This window comes from Pseudomonas sp. HY7a-MNA-CIBAN-0227, assembly GCF_040310325.1.
Lineage (GTDB): Bacteria > Pseudomonadota > Gammaproteobacteria > Pseudomonadales > Pseudomonadaceae > Aquipseudomonas.
Genome location: NZ_JBEOPT010000023.1, coordinates 19,745 through 36,336, shown reverse-complemented (window position 1 = coordinate 36,336; position 16,592 = coordinate 19,745). Strand labels below are relative to the sequence as shown.

General features: G+C 59.9%; 16 protein-coding genes. 11 read left to right on the top strand and 5 right to left on the bottom strand.

Features of this window, described 5'->3' with window-relative positions:
- Positions 1 to 33: 33 nt before the first annotated feature.
- Complete coding sequence (locus tag AAEZ06_RS25390) at positions 34 to 1,011, bottom strand: ABC transporter permease (protein ID WP_350616815.1); 978 nt, start codon at positions 1,009 to 1,011, stop codon at positions 34 to 36.
- Positions 1,008 to 2,495 carry a sugar ABC transporter ATP-binding protein gene (locus tag AAEZ06_RS25385; RefSeq protein ID WP_350616813.1) on the bottom strand — a complete coding sequence of 496 codons (1,488 nt, stop codon included), beginning with the start codon at positions 2,493 to 2,495 and terminating at the stop codon, positions 1,008 to 1,010. Before AAEZ06_RS25385 ends, AAEZ06_RS25390 begins: the two co-directional genes overlap by 4 nt.
- Before the next feature lie 282 nt (positions 2,496 to 2,777).
- Between AAEZ06_RS25385 and rpiB the strand changes: the two genes are divergently transcribed.
- From rpiB to AAEZ06_RS25370, 3 genes are all read left to right on the top strand, one after another.
- Complete coding sequence (gene rpiB / locus AAEZ06_RS25380) at positions 2,778 to 3,239, top strand: ribose 5-phosphate isomerase B (RefSeq protein ID WP_133100166.1); 462 nt, start codon at positions 2,778 to 2,780, stop codon at positions 3,237 to 3,239.
- A gap of 63 nt (positions 3,240 to 3,302) precedes the next feature.
- Entirely contained in the window at positions 3,303 to 4,283 is a 981-nt protein-coding gene (locus AAEZ06_RS25375) for a sugar-binding transcriptional regulator (RefSeq protein ID WP_149413934.1), read from the top strand.
- 429 nt (positions 4,284 to 4,712) lie between these two features.
- Positions 4,713 to 6,275 carry a TerC family protein gene (locus AAEZ06_RS25370; protein ID WP_149413935.1) on the top strand — a complete coding sequence of 521 codons (1,563 nt, stop codon included), beginning with the start codon at positions 4,713 to 4,715 and terminating at the stop codon, positions 6,273 to 6,275.
- A 15-nt stretch (positions 6,276 to 6,290) separates the two neighbouring features.
- Here the strand turns inward: AAEZ06_RS25370 and AAEZ06_RS25365 are convergent, their stop codons facing one another.
- Complete coding sequence (locus tag AAEZ06_RS25365) at positions 6,291 to 6,668, bottom strand: thioredoxin family protein (RefSeq protein ID WP_149413936.1); 378 nt, start codon at positions 6,666 to 6,668, stop codon at positions 6,291 to 6,293.
- A gap of 375 nt (positions 6,669 to 7,043) precedes the next feature.
- Here AAEZ06_RS25365 and AAEZ06_RS25360 point away from each other — a divergent pair, with 375 nt between their 5' ends.
- From AAEZ06_RS25360 to AAEZ06_RS25325, 8 genes are all read left to right on the top strand, one after another.
- Positions 7,044 to 7,892, top strand: coding sequence for a transporter substrate-binding protein (locus tag AAEZ06_RS25360; RefSeq protein WP_350616810.1), 849 nt, complete (start codon positions 7,044 to 7,046; stop codon positions 7,890 to 7,892).
- A gap of 51 nt (positions 7,893 to 7,943) precedes the next feature.
- A complete protein-coding gene (locus AAEZ06_RS25355) occupies positions 7,944 to 8,606 on the top strand; it encodes an amino acid ABC transporter permease (RefSeq protein WP_133100161.1) in 663 nt (220 codons plus the stop codon).
- Positions 8,607 to 8,615: 9 nt separating this feature from the next.
- Positions 8,616 to 9,278: an amino acid ABC transporter permease gene (locus AAEZ06_RS25350; protein WP_350616808.1), complete on the top strand. Its 663-nt coding sequence runs from the start codon at positions 8,616 to 8,618 to the stop codon at positions 9,276 to 9,278.
- Entirely contained in the window at positions 9,275 to 10,072 is a 798-nt protein-coding gene (locus AAEZ06_RS25345) for an amino acid ABC transporter ATP-binding protein (RefSeq protein WP_350616806.1), read from the top strand. Before AAEZ06_RS25350 ends, AAEZ06_RS25345 begins: the two co-directional genes overlap by 4 nt.
- Before the next feature lie 23 nt (positions 10,073 to 10,095).
- Positions 10,096 to 10,485, top strand: a complete 390-nt coding sequence (locus AAEZ06_RS25340; protein WP_149413940.1) for a RidA family protein — start codon at positions 10,096 to 10,098, stop codon at positions 10,483 to 10,485.
- Positions 10,486 to 10,602: 117 nt separating this feature from the next.
- Positions 10,603 to 11,367, top strand: coding sequence for an IclR family transcriptional regulator (locus tag AAEZ06_RS25335; protein ID WP_149413941.1), 765 nt, complete (start codon positions 10,603 to 10,605; stop codon positions 11,365 to 11,367).
- 10 nt (positions 11,368 to 11,377) lie between these two features.
- Positions 11,378 to 12,586, top strand: a complete 1,209-nt coding sequence (locus AAEZ06_RS25330) for an amino acid deaminase (protein WP_149413942.1) — start codon at positions 11,378 to 11,380, stop codon at positions 12,584 to 12,586.
- 28 nt (positions 12,587 to 12,614) lie between these two features.
- Positions 12,615 to 13,523, top strand: a complete 909-nt coding sequence (locus tag AAEZ06_RS25325) for a sugar kinase (protein ID WP_350616803.1) — start codon at positions 12,615 to 12,617, stop codon at positions 13,521 to 13,523.
- 68 nt (positions 13,524 to 13,591) lie between these two features.
- Here the strand turns inward: AAEZ06_RS25325 and AAEZ06_RS25320 are convergent, their stop codons facing one another.
- Both AAEZ06_RS25320 and AAEZ06_RS25315 read right to left on the bottom strand, forming a co-directional pair.
- Positions 13,592 to 13,867, bottom strand: a complete 276-nt coding sequence (locus tag AAEZ06_RS25320; protein ID WP_149413944.1) for a peptidylprolyl isomerase — start codon at positions 13,865 to 13,867, stop codon at positions 13,592 to 13,594.
- Positions 13,868 to 13,926: 59 nt separating this feature from the next.
- On the bottom strand, positions 13,927 to 16,464 hold the full coding sequence (locus tag AAEZ06_RS25315) for a PAS domain-containing hybrid sensor histidine kinase/response regulator (protein WP_350616800.1): 2,538 nt from the start codon (positions 16,462 to 16,464) through the stop codon (positions 13,927 to 13,929).
- Positions 16,465 to 16,592: the final 128 nt, after the last annotated feature.

The following is a 16,592-nucleotide window of genomic DNA, read 5'->3' as shown; positions in this document are numbered from 1 at the left end:
GTGGTCGTTCAGTTCGTTTCAGAGGAAAAGCGACTAGCGTTTTTTCTTGCGCCACACATCAATCAGTACTGCGAACACGATGATCAGGCCCTTGGCGACCTGCTGGTAATAGGAGGAGACGCCGAGCAGATTCAGGCCGTTGTTGATTACGCCGATCAGCAGCGCGCCGAACAGCGTGCCGACAATGCTGCCGGTGCCACCGGACAGGCTGGTGCCACCGATCACCACCGCCGCGATGGCGTCCAACTCATAAGAAGTGCCGGCCTGGGGCAGGGCGGAGGTGGTCCGTGCCGACAACACCACACCGGCCAGGCCTGCGAGCAACCCCGACACCACGTACACCGAAAACATCACCTTGCGCACGCCGATCCCGGAGGTGCGCGCGCTTTTTTCGTTGCCGCCCACCGCATACACGTAGCGCCCGTAGGTGGTGTAGCGCAGCACCATCCAGAAAATCAGCGCGACCACGGCGAAGATGATGATCGGCACGCCAATCGGGCCGATCTTGCCGATGCCCAGCGCCAGGTACGCGTCCGGAAGGTCGGTCACCGGGCTGCCGTCGTTGAGAATAAAGGTCATGCCTCGGGCAATGCTGAGCATGCCCAAGGTGGCGACGAAGGGTGGGATCGACAGGTTGGCGACCATAAAGCCGTTGACCGCGCCGATCGCTGCTCCGGCAAACATCCCGGCGCTGACTGCGGCCAGCAAACCGTAGCCTTGAGTCGCGACGAGCGCGCTGCACAGCCCGGCGAAAGCAAGGATCGAACCCACCGACAGGTCGATGCCCTTGGTCAAAATCACATAGGTCATGCCCACGGCGAGGATGCCGTTGATGGAGGTCTGGCGCAGGATGTCCATCCAGTTACGCCAGGTCATGAAGTATTCGCTGGCGAAGGCCATCACCACGCACAGCAGGATAAACACCAGTGGCAGGCCGAAGCGGTCCAGGGACAAGCGCAGGCGACTGCGCGGGGCAGTGGTGATAGGCGCAGCAATGGTTTTGGCATTCATGAGGCAAGACTCAACAAGGCTTCCTGGGAAAGGGCGGTGTCGCTGCTGATAGTCACCAGCCGGCCGCCCTTGAACACAGCGATACGATCGCTCAAGTGCAGCAGCTCCGGGGCTTCCGACGACACCACAATGGCCGCGCCGCCAGCGCGCACGAACTGGTCCAGCAGGTGATAGATCTCCTGCTTGGCACCTTCATCGATGCCCCGTGTCGGTTCATCGCACAGCAGGCAGACCGGCTGGGTCGATAGGCACTTGGCGAGCACCACTTTTTGCTGGTTGCCGCCGCTCATGGATTCCACCGGCAGATCCAGGGAAGTGGTCTTGATTTGCAGGCGCTTGACCATGTCCTGGGCCAACTGGTTTTCCTTGCGCGCATTGATCAGCGACCAGCTCGACAGCTGCTTGTACGCCGACAATGCGATGTTGGAGAGGATGCTGCCACTGAGCACCAGGCCGCTGTCCTTGCGATCTTCGGTGACCAGCGACATACCGGCGCTGATGGCCGCCTTGGGCAGCCCGACTGGCATGGGTTTGCCTTGCAGGGTGACGGTGCCGGAGTCCGCCGTGGTCAGGCCATAGATACAGTTGAGGAACTCGCTGCGCCCCGAACCCATCAGCCCATAGATGCCGAGGATTTCGCCCTGGCGCAGTTGCAGGCTGATGTCCTGAAACTCGCCGCTGCGGCTCAGGCTGTCCACCTCCAGGCAACACTCGGCGGCGCATTCGCGGCCGACCTTGTGGTCGATCCGCACCAACTCCTGGCCGACGATGCCGCGCACCAAGTGGGCGCGGTCGATATCGGCCATGCGCCCGGTTTCGACGAAAGCGCCATCGCGAAAGATGCTGTAGTCATCGGCAATCTGCGCCAGTTCGCTGAGGCGGTGGGACACATAAACAATGCCGGCGCCGCGAGCGGTGAGGCGGCGGATGGCCTTGAACAGAGTTTCTGCTTCGCGTTCGCCGATGGCCGAGGTGGGCTCGTCCATGATCATCACCTGGCAGTCATGGCTGAACGCCTTGGCGATCTCCACCAGTTGGATCTGCGCCACGCTCAAACGGTGCATGGGGCTGGTCGCGTCGACCTCGAATTCCAGGCTTTCCAGCAGCGCATGAGTGCGCCGGTTGAGCTCCTTGCTATCGACGATGCAACCGGCGCGGCGCGGTTCGCGGCCCAGCCAGATGTTTTCGGCGACGCTCATGTAGGGAATGGGTTCCAGTTCCTGGGTGATCATCGCGATCCCCGAGGCCAGGGCTTCACTGGGCCGGTTGAATTGCACCGGTGAGCCGTTGAGCAGGATGGTGCCGGCATCACGCTGGGTGATGCCCATCAGGATGCTGAGGAAGGTGGATTTACCTGCGCCATTGCCGCCGCACAGGGCATGCACGCTACCGGCACGCAGCGAGAGGCGACCCTCGCGCAGGGCGGGAATGCCGGCGTAGGCCTTGGCGACGTGTTCAGCCTGGAGCAGTAATGGCGTGGCCATCGGCGTGTCCTCGTGCTGTGAGTTCTTATTAGGTGCACAGTCGTGTTGCTCTGTGAGCATATGTGTATCAAATGAAATTCTGATCAGTCAATCTCTTTCACTTAAAAGTTGTAAAAGCCAGGATTTGCGCAAAGCATGCCCTTTTATAGGGCTTTGACTAAAGAGTCAGCTAAATCATGCTTGACAAGAGGAGTGGAATATCCGAGAAATGACTGAGTGAAATTTCACTGATTGATCATCTGATCAGTCTTAAGCACGACCACGGCAGCGGAGCCAAACGCCATGAACACACCTTTCCCGGTGGCTATCGGATGCGATGAAGCGGGTTATGAGCTCAAAGAGCTGTTGAAGCGCTATATCGAAGCGCTGGGCTATCCGGTGACCGACTTCGGCACCCATTCCACTGCGCCGGTGCTCTACCCGGACATTGCCCTGGCGGTGGCCACGGCCATCAATGCCGGGCAGCAGCGCCTGGGCGTGCTGGTGTGTGGCACGGGGATCGGCATGGCCATCTCGGCCAACAAGGTGCTGGGGATTCGCGCGGCCCAGGCCCATGACACCTATTCAGCAGAGCGGGCGCGCAAGAGCAACGATGCGCAAATTCTCTCTATCGGTGCGCGGGTGATCGGCGTGGAGCTGGCGAAAAGCATCGTCAAGTCGTTCCTGGAGTCGGAGTTCGAAGCAGCGCGCTCCGGGGCCAAGGTCGATCGCATCAATGCCATCGAGCGCGATGGGCATCAGTAGTGGACGTGACGGGGCAAGAGTCGGGAGAATGCGCCTTTGACGCCGAAACGGAAGCCCGTCCCCATGAGTGACAGTACCCAGCGCATTGCCAGCGATATCGATCTGATGACCGAAGTGGCGATGCTCTATTACCTTGAGAACGTCACTCAGGAAGCTATCGCCAAGCGCTTCGACCTGTCCCGGGCAAAAGTTAGTCGCCTGCTCAAGCGCGCGCGCGATGAAGGGATTGTCGAGGTGCGGGTGCTGCAGCATCCGGCCATGAACAACGAGCTGGAGCAGGCGTTGGTGGCGCGTTTCCAACTGGATCGCGCGCTGATTGCGGTCGATCACAGCGACCCGGACACCCAGCGTTCGGCCGTGGCCAGCCTGGTGGCCAACTACCTGAATAAAACCTTGAGTGACGGCATGATTGTCGCCGTCGGCATGGGGCGCAATGTCGGCGCGGTAGCCGATAACGTGTTTTTGCCGGTGACCCGCAACTGTACGTTTGTTTGCGCCATCGGCGGTTCTCTCAAGGCCGGCGAATACATGAACCCTGACCATATCTGCCGTCGCCTGGCCCTGCGCTTTGGCGGTGAGAGTGAAAGCTTGTACGCCCCGGCCCTGGTGGCTAACCCGGAACTGCGTGGCGTGCTGATCAGCAACGACACCGTGCGCTCGACTCTGGACCGCGCTCGCCGCGCCGACATGGCCTTGATCGGCATTGGCGATATGAGCGAGAACAGCAACATGGTGCGAATGGGCTGGTTCTCGCCTCAGGAAATCGCCCAGGCGCGGTTGTCCGGTACGGTGGGAGACATGATGGGGTATGACTTTATCGACATTCACGGGCAGCCGGCGGTCAACGCGATTCAAGGGCGGGTGATCGGGTTGACGGTGCAGGAGTTGTTTCGCATTCCCGATGTGGTGGCGATTGCCAGTGAAAACACTAAGGCGGCTGCGACGCTGGGGGCGCTGCGGTCGGGGGTGATCAATACTCTGGCGACCACTGTTACCAATGCGCACACCATTCTGGCGTTGGATGATGCGACCCGTAAAAGCTGAGTGCTGATCGGTGGCGAGCGGGCTTGTCGGATCGCCGCACCGCCCTGCGAAGCAGTCCTAAAACCAACTACTGCGGCCTGACCTTATTGGGGCCGCTGCGCGCCCCAGCGCGGGCAAGCCCGCTCGCCACAGGGCGGGGCATTATTTTTTATAGGGGGCTGTTACAGATCTTGTAATAGTTTTGCGTGGTAGGGGATTTGGCTTTCGGTTGTAGGATTCAAGTCCTTTTTCCGCTACAGGACTTGCATGAACACCCTCTCGGAGCCCCCCAGTCGTCTTTCTCCAAGACATCCGCTGCCGCTGTTCCCGCTGAACGCCTGCCTCCAGGCCAAGCATCCCGTTTTCCGATTGCCCACTGTTTCCCGGCCTTCTGGTCGTGCCTTGCCGTGTCTGGCATTCTGAAATCAATAACGAGATAGAGATATTTATATGGAATGGTTAGCGGATCCAACGGCCTGGCTCGGCCTGTTGACCTTGATTGTGCTGGAATTGGTTCTGGGTATCGACAACCTGGTGTTTATCGCGATCCTGGCGGACAAGTTGCCGCCGGAGCAGCGCGACCGTGCGCGCTTGATCGGTTTGTCCCTGGCGCTGTTGATGCGCCTGGGCCTGCTGGCGAGTATTTCCTGGCTGGTGACCCTGACCCAGCCGTTGTTCGAGGTGTTCGACAAGAGCTTCTCCGGACGAGACCTGATCATGTTGTTCGGTGGTGTGTTCCTGTTGTTCAAGGCCACCATGGAACTGCATGAGCGCCTGGAAGGCCATATCGCCCAGCGCACCGGCAACGCCGCCTATGCGATGTTCTGGCCCATTGTTGCGCAGATCGTGGTGCTGGACGCCGTGTTCTCCCTTGATGCGGTAGTTACCGCCGTGGGCATGGTGGATGAGTTGGCGGTGATGATGATCGCCGTGATCATCTCCATTGGTGTGATGATCATTGCCAGCAAGCCGCTGACCCGCTTCGTCAACGCGCACCCGACGGTGATCATGCTGTGCCTGGGCTTTTTGATGATGATCGGCTTTGCGCTGACCGCCGAAGGCCTGGGCTTCCATATTCCTAAAGGCTACCTCTATGCGGCCATTGGCTTCTCGATCCTGATCGAGGTGTTCAACCAGATCGCCCGGGCCCGGCGCAAGAAATCTGCGCAAGGTACGCGGCCGATCCGCGAGCGTACTGCCCATGCAGTGATGCGCTTGTTGGGCGGGCGAAACCTGGCAGTGGAAGAGGTGGGTGAAGATGTTAGCGACCTGCTGGGTGATGCTCAGGCCAACGAAGGCCCGTTGTTCGACCGCCGTGAGCGGGTGATGATCAGTGGCGTGTTGCAGTTGGCCGAGCGGCCTATCCGCACCTTGATGACGCCGCGAGCCAATGTCGACTATATCGATCTGGCGGATGATCCCGACACCATCCGCTTGAAACTGATGCATTCGTCCTACTCGCGGCTGCCGTTGATCCGCAATGGTGCTATCGACGAGCCCTTGGGCTTTGTGCACAAGAAGGAATTGCTCAAGGAATACCTGGCCGGCAACGAGCCAAACCTGGAGCACCTGGCGCGCCGGGCGATCAACCTGTTGGAGAGCTTTTCGATCCTTAACGCTCTGGAGCAAATGCGCCAGGAATCGACCCACATCGCCTTCGTGATCAACGAATTCGGTGACTTCATGGGCGTGTTGAGCATGACCGACATTCTTGAATCCATTGCCGGTGAATTGCCCGATGCCAGTGAAGTCGAAGGTCCGGACATCGTCGAAGAACAAAGCGGTTTCCGCGTCAACGGTGCCTTGAATCTCAACCTGATCCGCCAGCGCACCGGCTTTCAGGCACAGGCGACCGAGGATTACCAGACCCTTGCCGGCCTGGTCATGAGCCTGCTGGATCGCTTGCCGGTGGTGGGCGATAGCCTGGAGCATGAAGGCTGGCGCCTGACGGTGGCGACGGTGGCGGAGCGGCGGGTGACCCAAGTGCTGCTGGCGCCCGCCGACCCCGTGTAAGAGCGAGGGGGGCGCCTAGTTCTTGCTCGCGAAAAACGGCAGGGCGCCACGTTTTTCAGGCAGCCTGCCGTAGCGGCTAAATGTCTGCTCCAAGGTTGGCTCCTGGGTCCCCCAGGTGCCGAACCCTTTAAGCTTCTCGACCATTTCGCCATTCTGGAAAATCAGTAGGGTGGGGGTGCCAGTCACCTCCGGGTGCCTGGGGGTTTGGGCGGTGTCGAGCACCAGACTTTCCACGGTTTCGGTATATTTTCCGGCAATGCGCATAAAGAGCGGCACGGCTTCCTCGCACGCTGGGCAGTGCTGTGAGACAAACAGCATGAAGACCGCTTTTGGCGTCTTCAGGACCCGCTGGTAATCCTCGTTACTGGCAATAACTGCGGTGGCAATTCCCATGATGATCTCCTTCTCGAAAGCCCGATGGCTCCTGCACTCAAGCTAAGCCAGCAAGCGGATACGGTCTACTGTCAGAACTCACAGGTAGCCAACTGATCCCGGCGGCTATACCTGCATCTCTTTTGTGCGCGTAAAAGACTCACGTGTGCACCCAAATGTGACTTGTCACCGATACGTGGGGCCATCGGTAGCAATCCGAGTTTCGTTATTGGCTTAACGGCGCTTCGTTCGTAAGTCTCTATCTATCTGATTTACAACAAATTTAATCCTTGAATGTTTTTCTGCTACGGCCTGTGGCACACTTTCTGCTGTCTATTCCGTTGTTACATACCAAGTTCCGGTATAGCGGAATATACAACTCCTGGAGTGCTTGTCATGCATCAGCGACCTTCCGTATTCAAAGCGTGTGCTTTTCTCTTCGCCGCATCGGCTTCCCTCGCAAGCGTTGTGCAAGCGGCGGACAGCAAGCTCGACAGCGTGCTCTCCCGTGGGCATCTGATCGTGGGTACAGGCAGTACCAATGCGCCGTGGCACTTCCAGGGAGCGGATGGCAAGTTGCAAGGTTTTGATATCGACATCGGCCGAATCGTGGCCAAGGGGTTGTTCAACGACCCCAGTAAGGTCGAGTTTGTGGTGCAGTCCTCCGACGCGCGGATTCCCAACCTGCTGACCGACAAGGTCGACATGAGCTGCCAATTCATCACCATCACTGCCAGCCGTGCGCAGCAAGTGGCGTTCACCCTGCCGTACTACCGCGAGGGCGTCGCCCTGCTGCTGCCGACCAACAGCAAATACAAGGAAATCGAAGACCTGCAAGCCGCAGGCGACGACGTCACCGTGGCCGTGCTGCAAAACGTCTACGCCGAAGAGCTGGTGCACCAGGCGCTGCCCAAGGCCAAGGTCGACCAGTACGACAGTGTCGACCTGATGTACCAGGCCGTGAACTCCGGCCGTGCCGACGCCGCCGCCACCGACCAGTCTTCGGTTAAGTACCTGATGGTGCAGAACCCCGGCCGCTACCGCAGCCCAGCCTACGCCTGGAGCCCGCAAACCTACGGCTGCGCCGTCAAGCGTGGCGACCAGGACTGGCTGAACTTCGTCAACACCGCGCTGCATGAGGCCATGACTGGTGTCGAGTTCCCGATGTACGCGGCGTCGTTCAAGCAGTGGTTCGGTGTTGACCTGCCAACGCCAGCAATTGGTTTTCCCGTCGAATTCAAATGATCGTGAGCGCGGGGCGGTGCTGCTGGCGCCTCGATTAAGGTACTGCTGACCATGAATTATCAGTTGAATTTTGCCGCCGTATGGCGCGATTTTGACAGTTTGCTGGTGGGGCTCGGTTTGGGCCTTCAACTGGCATTGCTGTCGATTGCCATTGGTTGCGTGATCGGCCTGCTAGCGGCCTTTGCCATGCTGTCCAAACACCGTGCGCTGCGAATCCTGGCGTCGGTGTATGTGACGGTGGTCCGCAATACGCCGATCCTGGTGCTGATCCTGTTGATCTACTTTGCCTTGCCGAGCCTGGGGATTCGCCTGGACAAAATCCCCTCGTTCATCATCACTCTGTCGCTGTACGCCGGTGCCTACCTGACCGAAGTGTTCCGCGCCGGGCTGTTGAATATTCCCAAAGGTTTGCGTGAAGCGGGGTTGGCCATCGGCCTGGGCGAGTGGCGCATTCGTGCCTACATCACCGTGCCGGTGATGCTGCGCAACGTGCTGCCGGCGCTGTCGAACAACTTCATCTCGCTGTTCAAGGACACCTCCCTGGCGGCCGCAATCGCGGTGCCAGAGCTGACCTATTACGCCCGCAAGATCAACGTCGAAAGCTACCGGGTGATTGAAACCTGGATGGTCACGACCGCGCTCTACGTGGCCGCCTGTTACCTCATCGCCATGCTGCTCCGTTACCTGGAACAGCGTCTGGCAATTCGCCGCTAAGGAGGCCCCATGTACGAATCCCCCAGCTGGCTGCATGAGTTGTGGATCGCCCGGGAAACCCTCTGGGCGGGGTTCCAGACCAGCGTTTATTGCTCGGTACTGGCGATTATTTTTGGCACGCTGATCGGCATTGTCGCCGGGCTGGTGCTGACCTACGGCAAGTTCTGGATGCGCGCGCCGTTTCGCCTGTATGTCGACCTGATCCGTGGCACACCGGTGTTTGTACTGGTATTGGCCTGCTTCTACATGGCTCCGGCCCTGGGTTGGCAGATCAGCGCGTTCCAGGCCGGCGCATTGGGCCTGACGCTGTTTTGCGGTTCACACGTTGCCGAAATCGTCCGTGGCTCGCTGCAGGCTATTCCTCGTGGGCAACTGGAAGCGGGCAAGGCCATCGGCCTGACGTTCTACCAGTCTCTCGGTTATGTACTGTTACCCCAGGCATTGCGGCAGATCCTGCCGACCTGGGTCAACTCGTCCACGGAAATCGTCAAGGCCTCCACACTGCTGTCGGTGATAGGTGTCGCCGAGTTGCTGCTCAGCACGCAACAGGTGATCGCCCGGACCTTCATGACCCTGGAGTTCTACCTGTTCGCTGGTTTTCTGTTCTTTGTCATCAACTACGCCATCGAGTTATTCGGGCGCTACATTGAAAAGCGGGTGGCCTTGCCATGACTCCTTCTTACACAACTGCAGTAAACAATAGCCAACCGCTGCTGGACATTCGCGGCCTGCGTAAACAATACGGCCCGGTGGAAGTGCTCAAGGGCGTCGACCTGGCCATGGATCGCGGCAACGTGGTCACGCTGATCGGTTCCAGTGGCTCGGGCAAGACCACGCTGTTGCGCTGTGTCAACCTGCTGGAAGAGTTCCAGGGTGGGCAGATTACCCTCGACGGTGAGTCCATCGGTTACAACGAAGTCAACGGCAAGCGCGTGCGCCACGCCGAGAAAGTCATCGCCCAGCATCGCGCGATGACTGGCATGGCGTTCCAGCAGTTCAACCTGTTCCCGCATTTGAGCGCATTGCAAAACGTCACCCTGGGCCTGCTCAAGGTCAAGAAAATGGGCAAGGACGAGGCGGTAGCGCTGGCGGAAAAATGGCTGGAGCGTGTAGGTCTTCTGGAACGCCGTAACCACTTTCCAGGTCAGTTATCTGGCGGCCAGCAACAGCGTGTGGCGATTGCCCGGGCGATTGCCATGAATCCCAGCCTGATGCTGTTCGACGAAGTGACCTCGGCCCTCGATCCGGAATTGGTGGGCGAAGTGCTCAGCGTCATCAAGGGCCTGGCGGAGGAGGGCATGACCATGTTGCTGGTCACCCACGAAATGCGTTTTGCCTATGAGGTCTCGGACAAGATCGTCTTCATGAACCAGGGTCGCATTGAAGAGCAGGGGCCGCCGAAGGACATCTTTGAGCGCCCGCAATCGCCACGCCTGGCGGAATTTCTCAAGAACATTCGTTTTTAATTGTTTTAATCAGGAGAACCATTATGAGCATTACTCGTTACGGCGCAGGCAGTACCGCTGGCGGTGGCCAGCCGCGCCCTTTCGCCCGCGCCGTAGAAGCGGATGGCTGGTTGTATGTGTCGGGCCAGGTGCCGGCGGTGGATGGCGAAATCATCCAGGGCGGGATCGTCGAACAGACTCGCCAGACCATGCGCAACGTCGTCGCCATTCTCGAAGAGGCCGGCTATGAGCTCAAGGATGTGGTGCGTGTTGGTGTGTGGCTGGAAGACCCACGGGATTTCTGGAGTTTCAATAAGGTGTTTGGCGAGTACTTCAGCCCGGAGCACGCCCCGGCACGGGCCTGTGTGCAGGCGAACATGATGGTTGATTGCAAGGTTGAGATTGATTGCGTGGCCTACAAAAAAAAAGGCTAAATGCCCGATTGACCTGTGGATAGGGGGCAAGCCCCCTATCGACAAGGTTTTGCCAGTTTTCAAAGATGTGTAGATGCCCATGCACACATTAAGCCTTTGACGGGACCCGACACTGCCATGACCGAAGACACCATCAAGCGCCGCGCCAAAGGCCTGGACCGGGCGTTCGATATCCTCGATTTCCTCAAGGAAGTTGGCCAGCCCCTGCGCCCCAACGATATTGCCAGCGGCATCGGCAGCCCGAAATCCACGGTCTACGAACTGGTCGCTTCGCTGCTGGAACGACGGATTCTCGAAACCGTGGGCAAGGACGGTCACGTCTACCTCGGCCGTCAGTTGTACTTCCTTGGTCAGGCGCATTTGCGTCATTTCGACCTGACCCGCGAGGCCGATCACGCCTTGCAGGAAATCGTCAGCCAGACCCACGAAACCGCGCAGATGTGCCTGCTTAACGGGCGCAAATACACCGTGGCGCTGATGCGTGAAGGCGAGCGGCATTTTCGCATTTCCTCGGACATCGGCGAGAACGCGCCGATCCCCTGGACCGCCTCCGGACGCTTGTTGCTGGGGCATCTGAGTGACCAGCAAATCATCGACCTGATCGACCATGACGACTTCATTTTGCCGGACGGTCAGCGCCTGCCCCTGGAGACCTTCCTCGGGCAAATCCGTCAGGCCAGCGTCGATGGGTTTTTCTCCTTCGACAGTGTGGCCGACACCTTTACCCATTGCTTTGCCGCCCCGGTACGGGACGCGCAGGGCATCAGCATTGCGACCCTGTGCATCGTTGCCCCGCGGGCTGATGCCAAGAACAACTACAACGACTATCGCCGGGTGTTGATTGAAAGCGCTAACAACCTGGCCCGTCGCATCAATGAATAGGAGATTGTCCATGACTGCCTTCAATGCTGTCGAAAAAGGCGCCGCTCAAATCGGTGCCCACCTGGTGCGCGACGTCAGCCTGCCAGCGCTGGTACTGCACCGCGACGCCCTGGAACACAACATTCGCTGGATGCAGGATTTCGTCAGCAGCAGTGGCGCGCAACTGGCGCCACACGGCAAGACCAGCATGATGCCGGCGCTGTTCCAGCGTCAGCTTGAGCAGGGCGCCTGGGGTATCACCCTGGCCACTGCGGTGCAGACTCGCGCCGCCTATGTCGGTGGCGTGCGGCGGGTGCTGATGGCCAACCAATTGGTGGGTGCGCCGAACATGGCGCTGATCGCCGAGTTGCTGGCCAACCCTGAGTTCGACTTCCACTGCATGGTCGATCACCCGGACAACGTTGCCGACCTGGGGGCCTTCTTCGCTGCACGCGGCCTGCGCCTGAACGTGATGATCGAATACGGCGTGGTCGGCGGGCGTTGTGGCTGCCGCAGCGAGCAGGAAGTATTGAACCTGGCCAACGCGATCAAGGCGCAGCCAGCCCTGGCGTTGACCGGTATTGAAGGCTATGAAGGTGTGATCCACGGCGACCAGGCCGTCAGCGGCATCCGTGAATTCGCCGCCTCGCTGGTGCGCCTGGCGGTGGACCTGCAAAACAGTGGTTCTTTCGACCTTGGCAAGCCGATCATTACCGCGTCGGGTTCGGCCTGGTACGACCTGATTGCCGAATCATTCGAAGCGCAAAACGCTGCCGGTCGCTTCCTCAGTGTGCTGCGTCCGGGCAGCTACGTGGCGCACGACCATGGCATCTATAAAGAGGCGCAATGCTGCGTGCTCGACCGTCGCAGTGACCTCAATGAAGGCCTGCGCCCGGCGCTGGAAGTCTGGGCGCACGTGCAGTCGTTGCCGGAACCAGGCTTTGCGGTGATAGCCCTGGGCAAGCGCGACGTGGCCTACGACGCCGGGTTGCCGGTGCCGCTGCTGCGTTACAAAGCTGGCGTGGTACCTGCGGTGGGCGATGATGTCAGCGCCTGCAAGGTCACGGCAGTGATGGACCAGCATGCGTTCATGACTGTAGCGCCTGGGGTTGAGTTGCGTATCGGCGACATCATCTCCTTCGGCACTTCCCATCCGTGCCTGACCTTCGACAAATGGCAAGTGGGTTGCCTGGTGGATGAGCAGTTGCAGGTGATCGAGGCCCTGCATACCTGCTTCTAGACCTAAAGCACACCATGAGAACCAAGGCATGAACACAACCCCCCGCATCGCCCTGATCGGCGAATGCATGATCGAACTGCAACACCGCGCCGACGGCAGCCTGCAACAAAGCTTCGGCGGCGACACCCTGAACGCCGCTGTTTACCTGCGACGTGAACTGGGCGAAGGCGCCAGCGTTGATTACGTCACGGCCCTGGGCGATGACAGCTTTAGCGACGCCATGTGCAAGCAGTGGTCTGAAGAAGGCCTCGGCCTGGGCATGGTCCAGCGCTTGCCGGGTCGTCTGCCGGGCTTGTACTGCATCCAGACCGACGCCCGCGGCGAGCGCAAGTTTCTCTACTGGCGCAACGAAGCGGCGGTGCGCGACTGTTTCACCACGTCGGCGGCGGAACCTATTCTGGCCGCATTACCGGCTTACGATGTGCTGTATTTCAGCGGCATCACCCTGGCGGTATTGGGCGAAGTGGGGCGTGAGCGTCTGTTGGAAACCCTGATCGAAGCCCGCAAGCGTGGCGCCAAGGTGGTGTTCGACAACAACTACCGGCCGCGCTTGTGGGCCAGTGTCGAGGCGGCGCGAACGGCTTATCACCCAGTGTTGGCGCAGGTAGATATCGCCTTGTTGACCGAGGATGACGAGCGGGCGCTGTTTGGCTATGAGGACAGCGAGCAGGTGTTTGCTGCTTATCCGGCGATTGGCGAAGTGGTGCTCAAGCGCGGCGCGGATGAGTGTCTGATTCGCTGTGACGGCGAGCGTTTTACCGTCCCGGCCCTGGTGGTCGAGAAGGTGGTGGACACCACGGCGGCGGGGGATTCGTTCAGTGCGGCATATCTGGCCAGTCGGCTCAAGGGCGGCACGCCGCAGCAGGCAGCATTGGCCGGGCATCGCTTGGCGAGCCGGGTGATTCAGGTGCCTGGAGCGCTTATCCCAAGGGAATAGAACGACCTAACCTGTGGCGAGCGGGCAAGCCCGCTCGCCACAACAAGTCTGCTGGCCATAAAGGCTCATTAGTCGCGGTAAAACACCTGCACCAGGTGATAGCCAAACTTGCTCTTGATAGGCCCATGCACTACCCGCAGAGGCTTTTTGAAGATCACCGCATCAATCACCCCGACCATCTGCCCTGGTTGCACTTCACCCAGGTCGCCGCCGCGCTTGCCGGACGGGCAGGTGGAGTACTTCTTCGCCAGCACATCAAAGGCTTCGCCCTTGGCAATACGCTGCTTGAGCTGTTCGGCTTCTTCGCTGGTCTTCACCAGGATGTGACGGGCTTGGGCTTTCATTGATCAATTACCTGGCTTGCTTATGTCGTAAGGCGTAGGGCGCGCGATTATGCCTGAACTCATTTCTTGGTGCTGATCATGCTGCGGATTTTATTGGCCAACAGGTCAATGGAGAACGGCTTGGCCACCATGTCCATGCCTTCTTCCAAAAAGCCCTGGCGCTCGGCGGCCATCTCGGCATAACCGGTCATGAACAGCACCTTGAGCCCGGGGCGATGCTGACGGGCGATCTCGGCCAATTGCCGGCCATTCATCCCCGGCAACCCGACATCGGTCACCAGCAAGTCCACCCGCAGATCAGATTCCAGCAACGGCAACGCCGCCCGCGCATCGGCGGCCTGGTGGGCGGTGTAACCCAGTTCATCCAACACATTGACCACCAGCATGCGCACCGCGGGATCGTCCTCGACCACTACCACAGCTTCGCCAGCCAGGGCCACTGGGGCTTCCCCGAGGCTGGTGGGCACGGTTTTTTCAAGCGCGGTGCCATGCAGGCGCGGCATGTACAGGCGCACGCAAGTGCCCTGGCCCGGCTCGCTTTGAATCGTTACGTGGCCGCCGGATTGCTGGGCAAAGCCATAAATCATCGACAGCCCAAGGCCTGTGCCCTGGCCGATGGGCTTGGTGGTGAAGAATGGATCGAAGGCCTTGGCCAGGATCTTGGCGCTCATGCCAGCGCCGTTGTCGCTAACACCGAGCATCACGTAGTCGCCGGCCTTGACCGGCTCCAGGGTGGAGATGTCGGTGCCGTCCAGGTAGCTGTTGGCGGTCTCGATGCACAGTTCGCCGCCATCGGGCATGGCGTCGCGGGCGTTGATCACAAGGTTGAGCAGGGCGTTTTCCAGTTGGCTGGCATCGGTATTAACCGGCCAGATATCGGTGCCCAGCCGCACCTTGAGTTCGATATGGGCGCCCTTGGTGCGGCGAAATAGCTCTTCCAGGGAGGCGACCAGTTGGTTGGGGTCGATAGGTCGTCGGTCCAGCGATTGGCGCCGGGAAAAGGCCAGCAGGCGGTGGGTCAGCGCTGCCGCCCGATGGGCCGAGGACACGGCGGCGTCGGTGAAGCGGCCAATCTCATCGCTGCGCCCGGCGGCGATGTAGCGCTGCATCAAGTCCAGGCTGCCGATGATGCCGGTGAGCATGTTGTTGAAGTCATGGGCGATACCGCCGGTGAGCTGGCCGACCGCTTCCATTTTTTGCGCATGGCGCAGGGCGTCCTCGGCGCGTTCGCGTTCGTACATCTCGTTTTGCAGGCGCTGGTTGGCCTCGGCCAGGGCCTGGGTGCGCTGGCTGACCCGCTCTTCGAGGTTATCGTTGAGGTGGCGCAACGCCTCTTCGGTGAGTTTTCGTTCGGTTTCATCGATCACAAAAATGTAGAAGCCATTCACCGAACCATCGCCGCTGAAGCGCGGCAAATACTTCATTAGCGCATGCCGTGGCCGGCCATCCCGATGGGGGGTCACGGTGACAAAGCTACAGGCCTTGCCCTTGAGCGCGGCGGCAATTTTATTGGCACGCCCGGCATAGACCTCCTCACCGAGTACTTCGCGAATGGTCTTGCCATACAGCTCTTGCGGGGTTTTGCCGTACCAGTCCAGGTAGGCGCTGTTGTTCAGGCGAAAGCGTTGTTCGTGGTCGACGTAGCCAATGAGCACCGGCATGGCGTTGATGATCAGTTGCAGCTCGGTCTGGCTTTGGCGCAGCGCTTGTTCGGTGTGTTTGCGTTCAGTCAGGTCCAGGGCGGCGCCGAGAAAACGCGCCGGGCGGCCATTATGATCCTTGTAGCAGCGGCCACGGGCGAACACCCAGCGCACCTTGCCGTCGGCCTGCAGCAGGCGGTATTCCTCGGCGTACTCGGTGCCGTGGGTGATGCAATGCTTGATGCTGCGGGCGACCATGCCGCGGTCTTCAGGGTGTACGCCGTGCAGGTAGTCGCTGATGGGCAACAGGCTCGCTTCATGGGGATCGACCCCGTACAGTTGCGCGAAGTGGGCGTCAGCGATGAAGCGGTCTTCGCTGATGTCCCAGTCCCAGGTGCCCACGGCATCGGTGGCCGCCAGGGCCAGTTGCAGGCGTTGTTCGGTGTTGTGCTGAGCCTTGATGCTTTCTTCGGAGCGTTGTTGCAACTCCAGGGTGATACGCCGGCGCTCGCTGGTCTCGATGGCGGTGACCAAAATGCCGGCGACGTTGCCGCGCTCGTCGCGGATCGGGCTATAGGTCAGGTCCAGCCAGATATCGGTGTCGCGGTGGTTGCGTTGCAGGACGAAGCGCTGCTCGGTGAACGCGCGTACCTGGCCGGCGAGTACCGCACTGTAGATCGGGTCGGTAAAAGGTTTCATCTCCGGCCAGACCAGGTCCACCGGCTGGCCGAAGGCAGCAGGGTGCTTATTGCCGGCCAGCAGGGCGAAGCCGTCGTTGTAGATCTGGGTAAGTGACGGGCCCCATAGCAACAGCATTGGCATGGGCGAGTGGATCACGATGTCGACGGCAGTACGCAGGCTTTGCGGCCAGTCGCTGGCATCACCGAGGGGGCTTTTGGCCCAGTCTAGCCGGGTAATCAGTGCTGCGGCCTCGCTGCCGGCGGGTGATCCGTTCATGTAAAAGCCCTGTGCGTAACGCTTTGAAAAATGACAAAAACCGATTATCCCGCGAGACGGGAAAGGCTTTCTACCCTCGAAAAATAGCATGCTTGAGGGGTTTGTCTTCAAATGAGTGCGCCAAGGCT

Coding starts and splice junctions, on each gene's coding strand:
- AAEZ06_RS25390 (WP_350616815.1), bottom strand. CDS start 1,011: ATGAATGCCAAAACCATTGCTGCGCCTATCACCACTGCCCCGCGCAGT.
- AAEZ06_RS25385 (WP_350616813.1), bottom strand. CDS start 2,495: ATGGCCACGCCATTACTGCTCCAGGCTGAACACGTCGCCAAGGCCTAC.
- rpiB (WP_133100166.1), top strand. CDS start 2,778: ATGAACACACCTTTCCCGGTGGCTATCGGATGCGATGAAGCGGGTTAT.
- AAEZ06_RS25375 (WP_149413934.1), top strand. CDS start 3,303: ATGAGTGACAGTACCCAGCGCATTGCCAGCGATATCGATCTGATGACC.
- AAEZ06_RS25370 (WP_149413935.1), top strand. CDS start 4,713: ATGGAATGGTTAGCGGATCCAACGGCCTGGCTCGGCCTGTTGACCTTG.
- AAEZ06_RS25365 (WP_149413936.1), bottom strand. CDS start 6,668: ATGGGAATTGCCACCGCAGTTATTGCCAGTAACGAGGATTACCAGCGG.
- AAEZ06_RS25360 (WP_350616810.1), top strand. CDS start 7,044: ATGCATCAGCGACCTTCCGTATTCAAAGCGTGTGCTTTTCTCTTCGCC.
- AAEZ06_RS25355 (WP_133100161.1), top strand. CDS start 7,944: ATGAATTATCAGTTGAATTTTGCCGCCGTATGGCGCGATTTTGACAGT.
- AAEZ06_RS25350 (WP_350616808.1), top strand. CDS start 8,616: ATGTACGAATCCCCCAGCTGGCTGCATGAGTTGTGGATCGCCCGGGAA.
- AAEZ06_RS25345 (WP_350616806.1), top strand. CDS start 9,275: ATGACTCCTTCTTACACAACTGCAGTAAACAATAGCCAACCGCTGCTG.
- AAEZ06_RS25340 (WP_149413940.1), top strand. CDS start 10,096: ATGAGCATTACTCGTTACGGCGCAGGCAGTACCGCTGGCGGTGGCCAG.
- AAEZ06_RS25335 (WP_149413941.1), top strand. CDS start 10,603: ATGACCGAAGACACCATCAAGCGCCGCGCCAAAGGCCTGGACCGGGCG.
- AAEZ06_RS25330 (WP_149413942.1), top strand. CDS start 11,378: ATGACTGCCTTCAATGCTGTCGAAAAAGGCGCCGCTCAAATCGGTGCC.
- AAEZ06_RS25325 (WP_350616803.1), top strand. CDS start 12,615: ATGAACACAACCCCCCGCATCGCCCTGATCGGCGAATGCATGATCGAA.
- AAEZ06_RS25320 (WP_149413944.1), bottom strand. CDS start 13,867: ATGAAAGCCCAAGCCCGTCACATCCTGGTGAAGACCAGCGAAGAAGCC.
- AAEZ06_RS25315 (WP_350616800.1), bottom strand. CDS start 16,464: ATGAACGGATCACCCGCCGGCAGCGAGGCCGCAGCACTGATTACCCGG.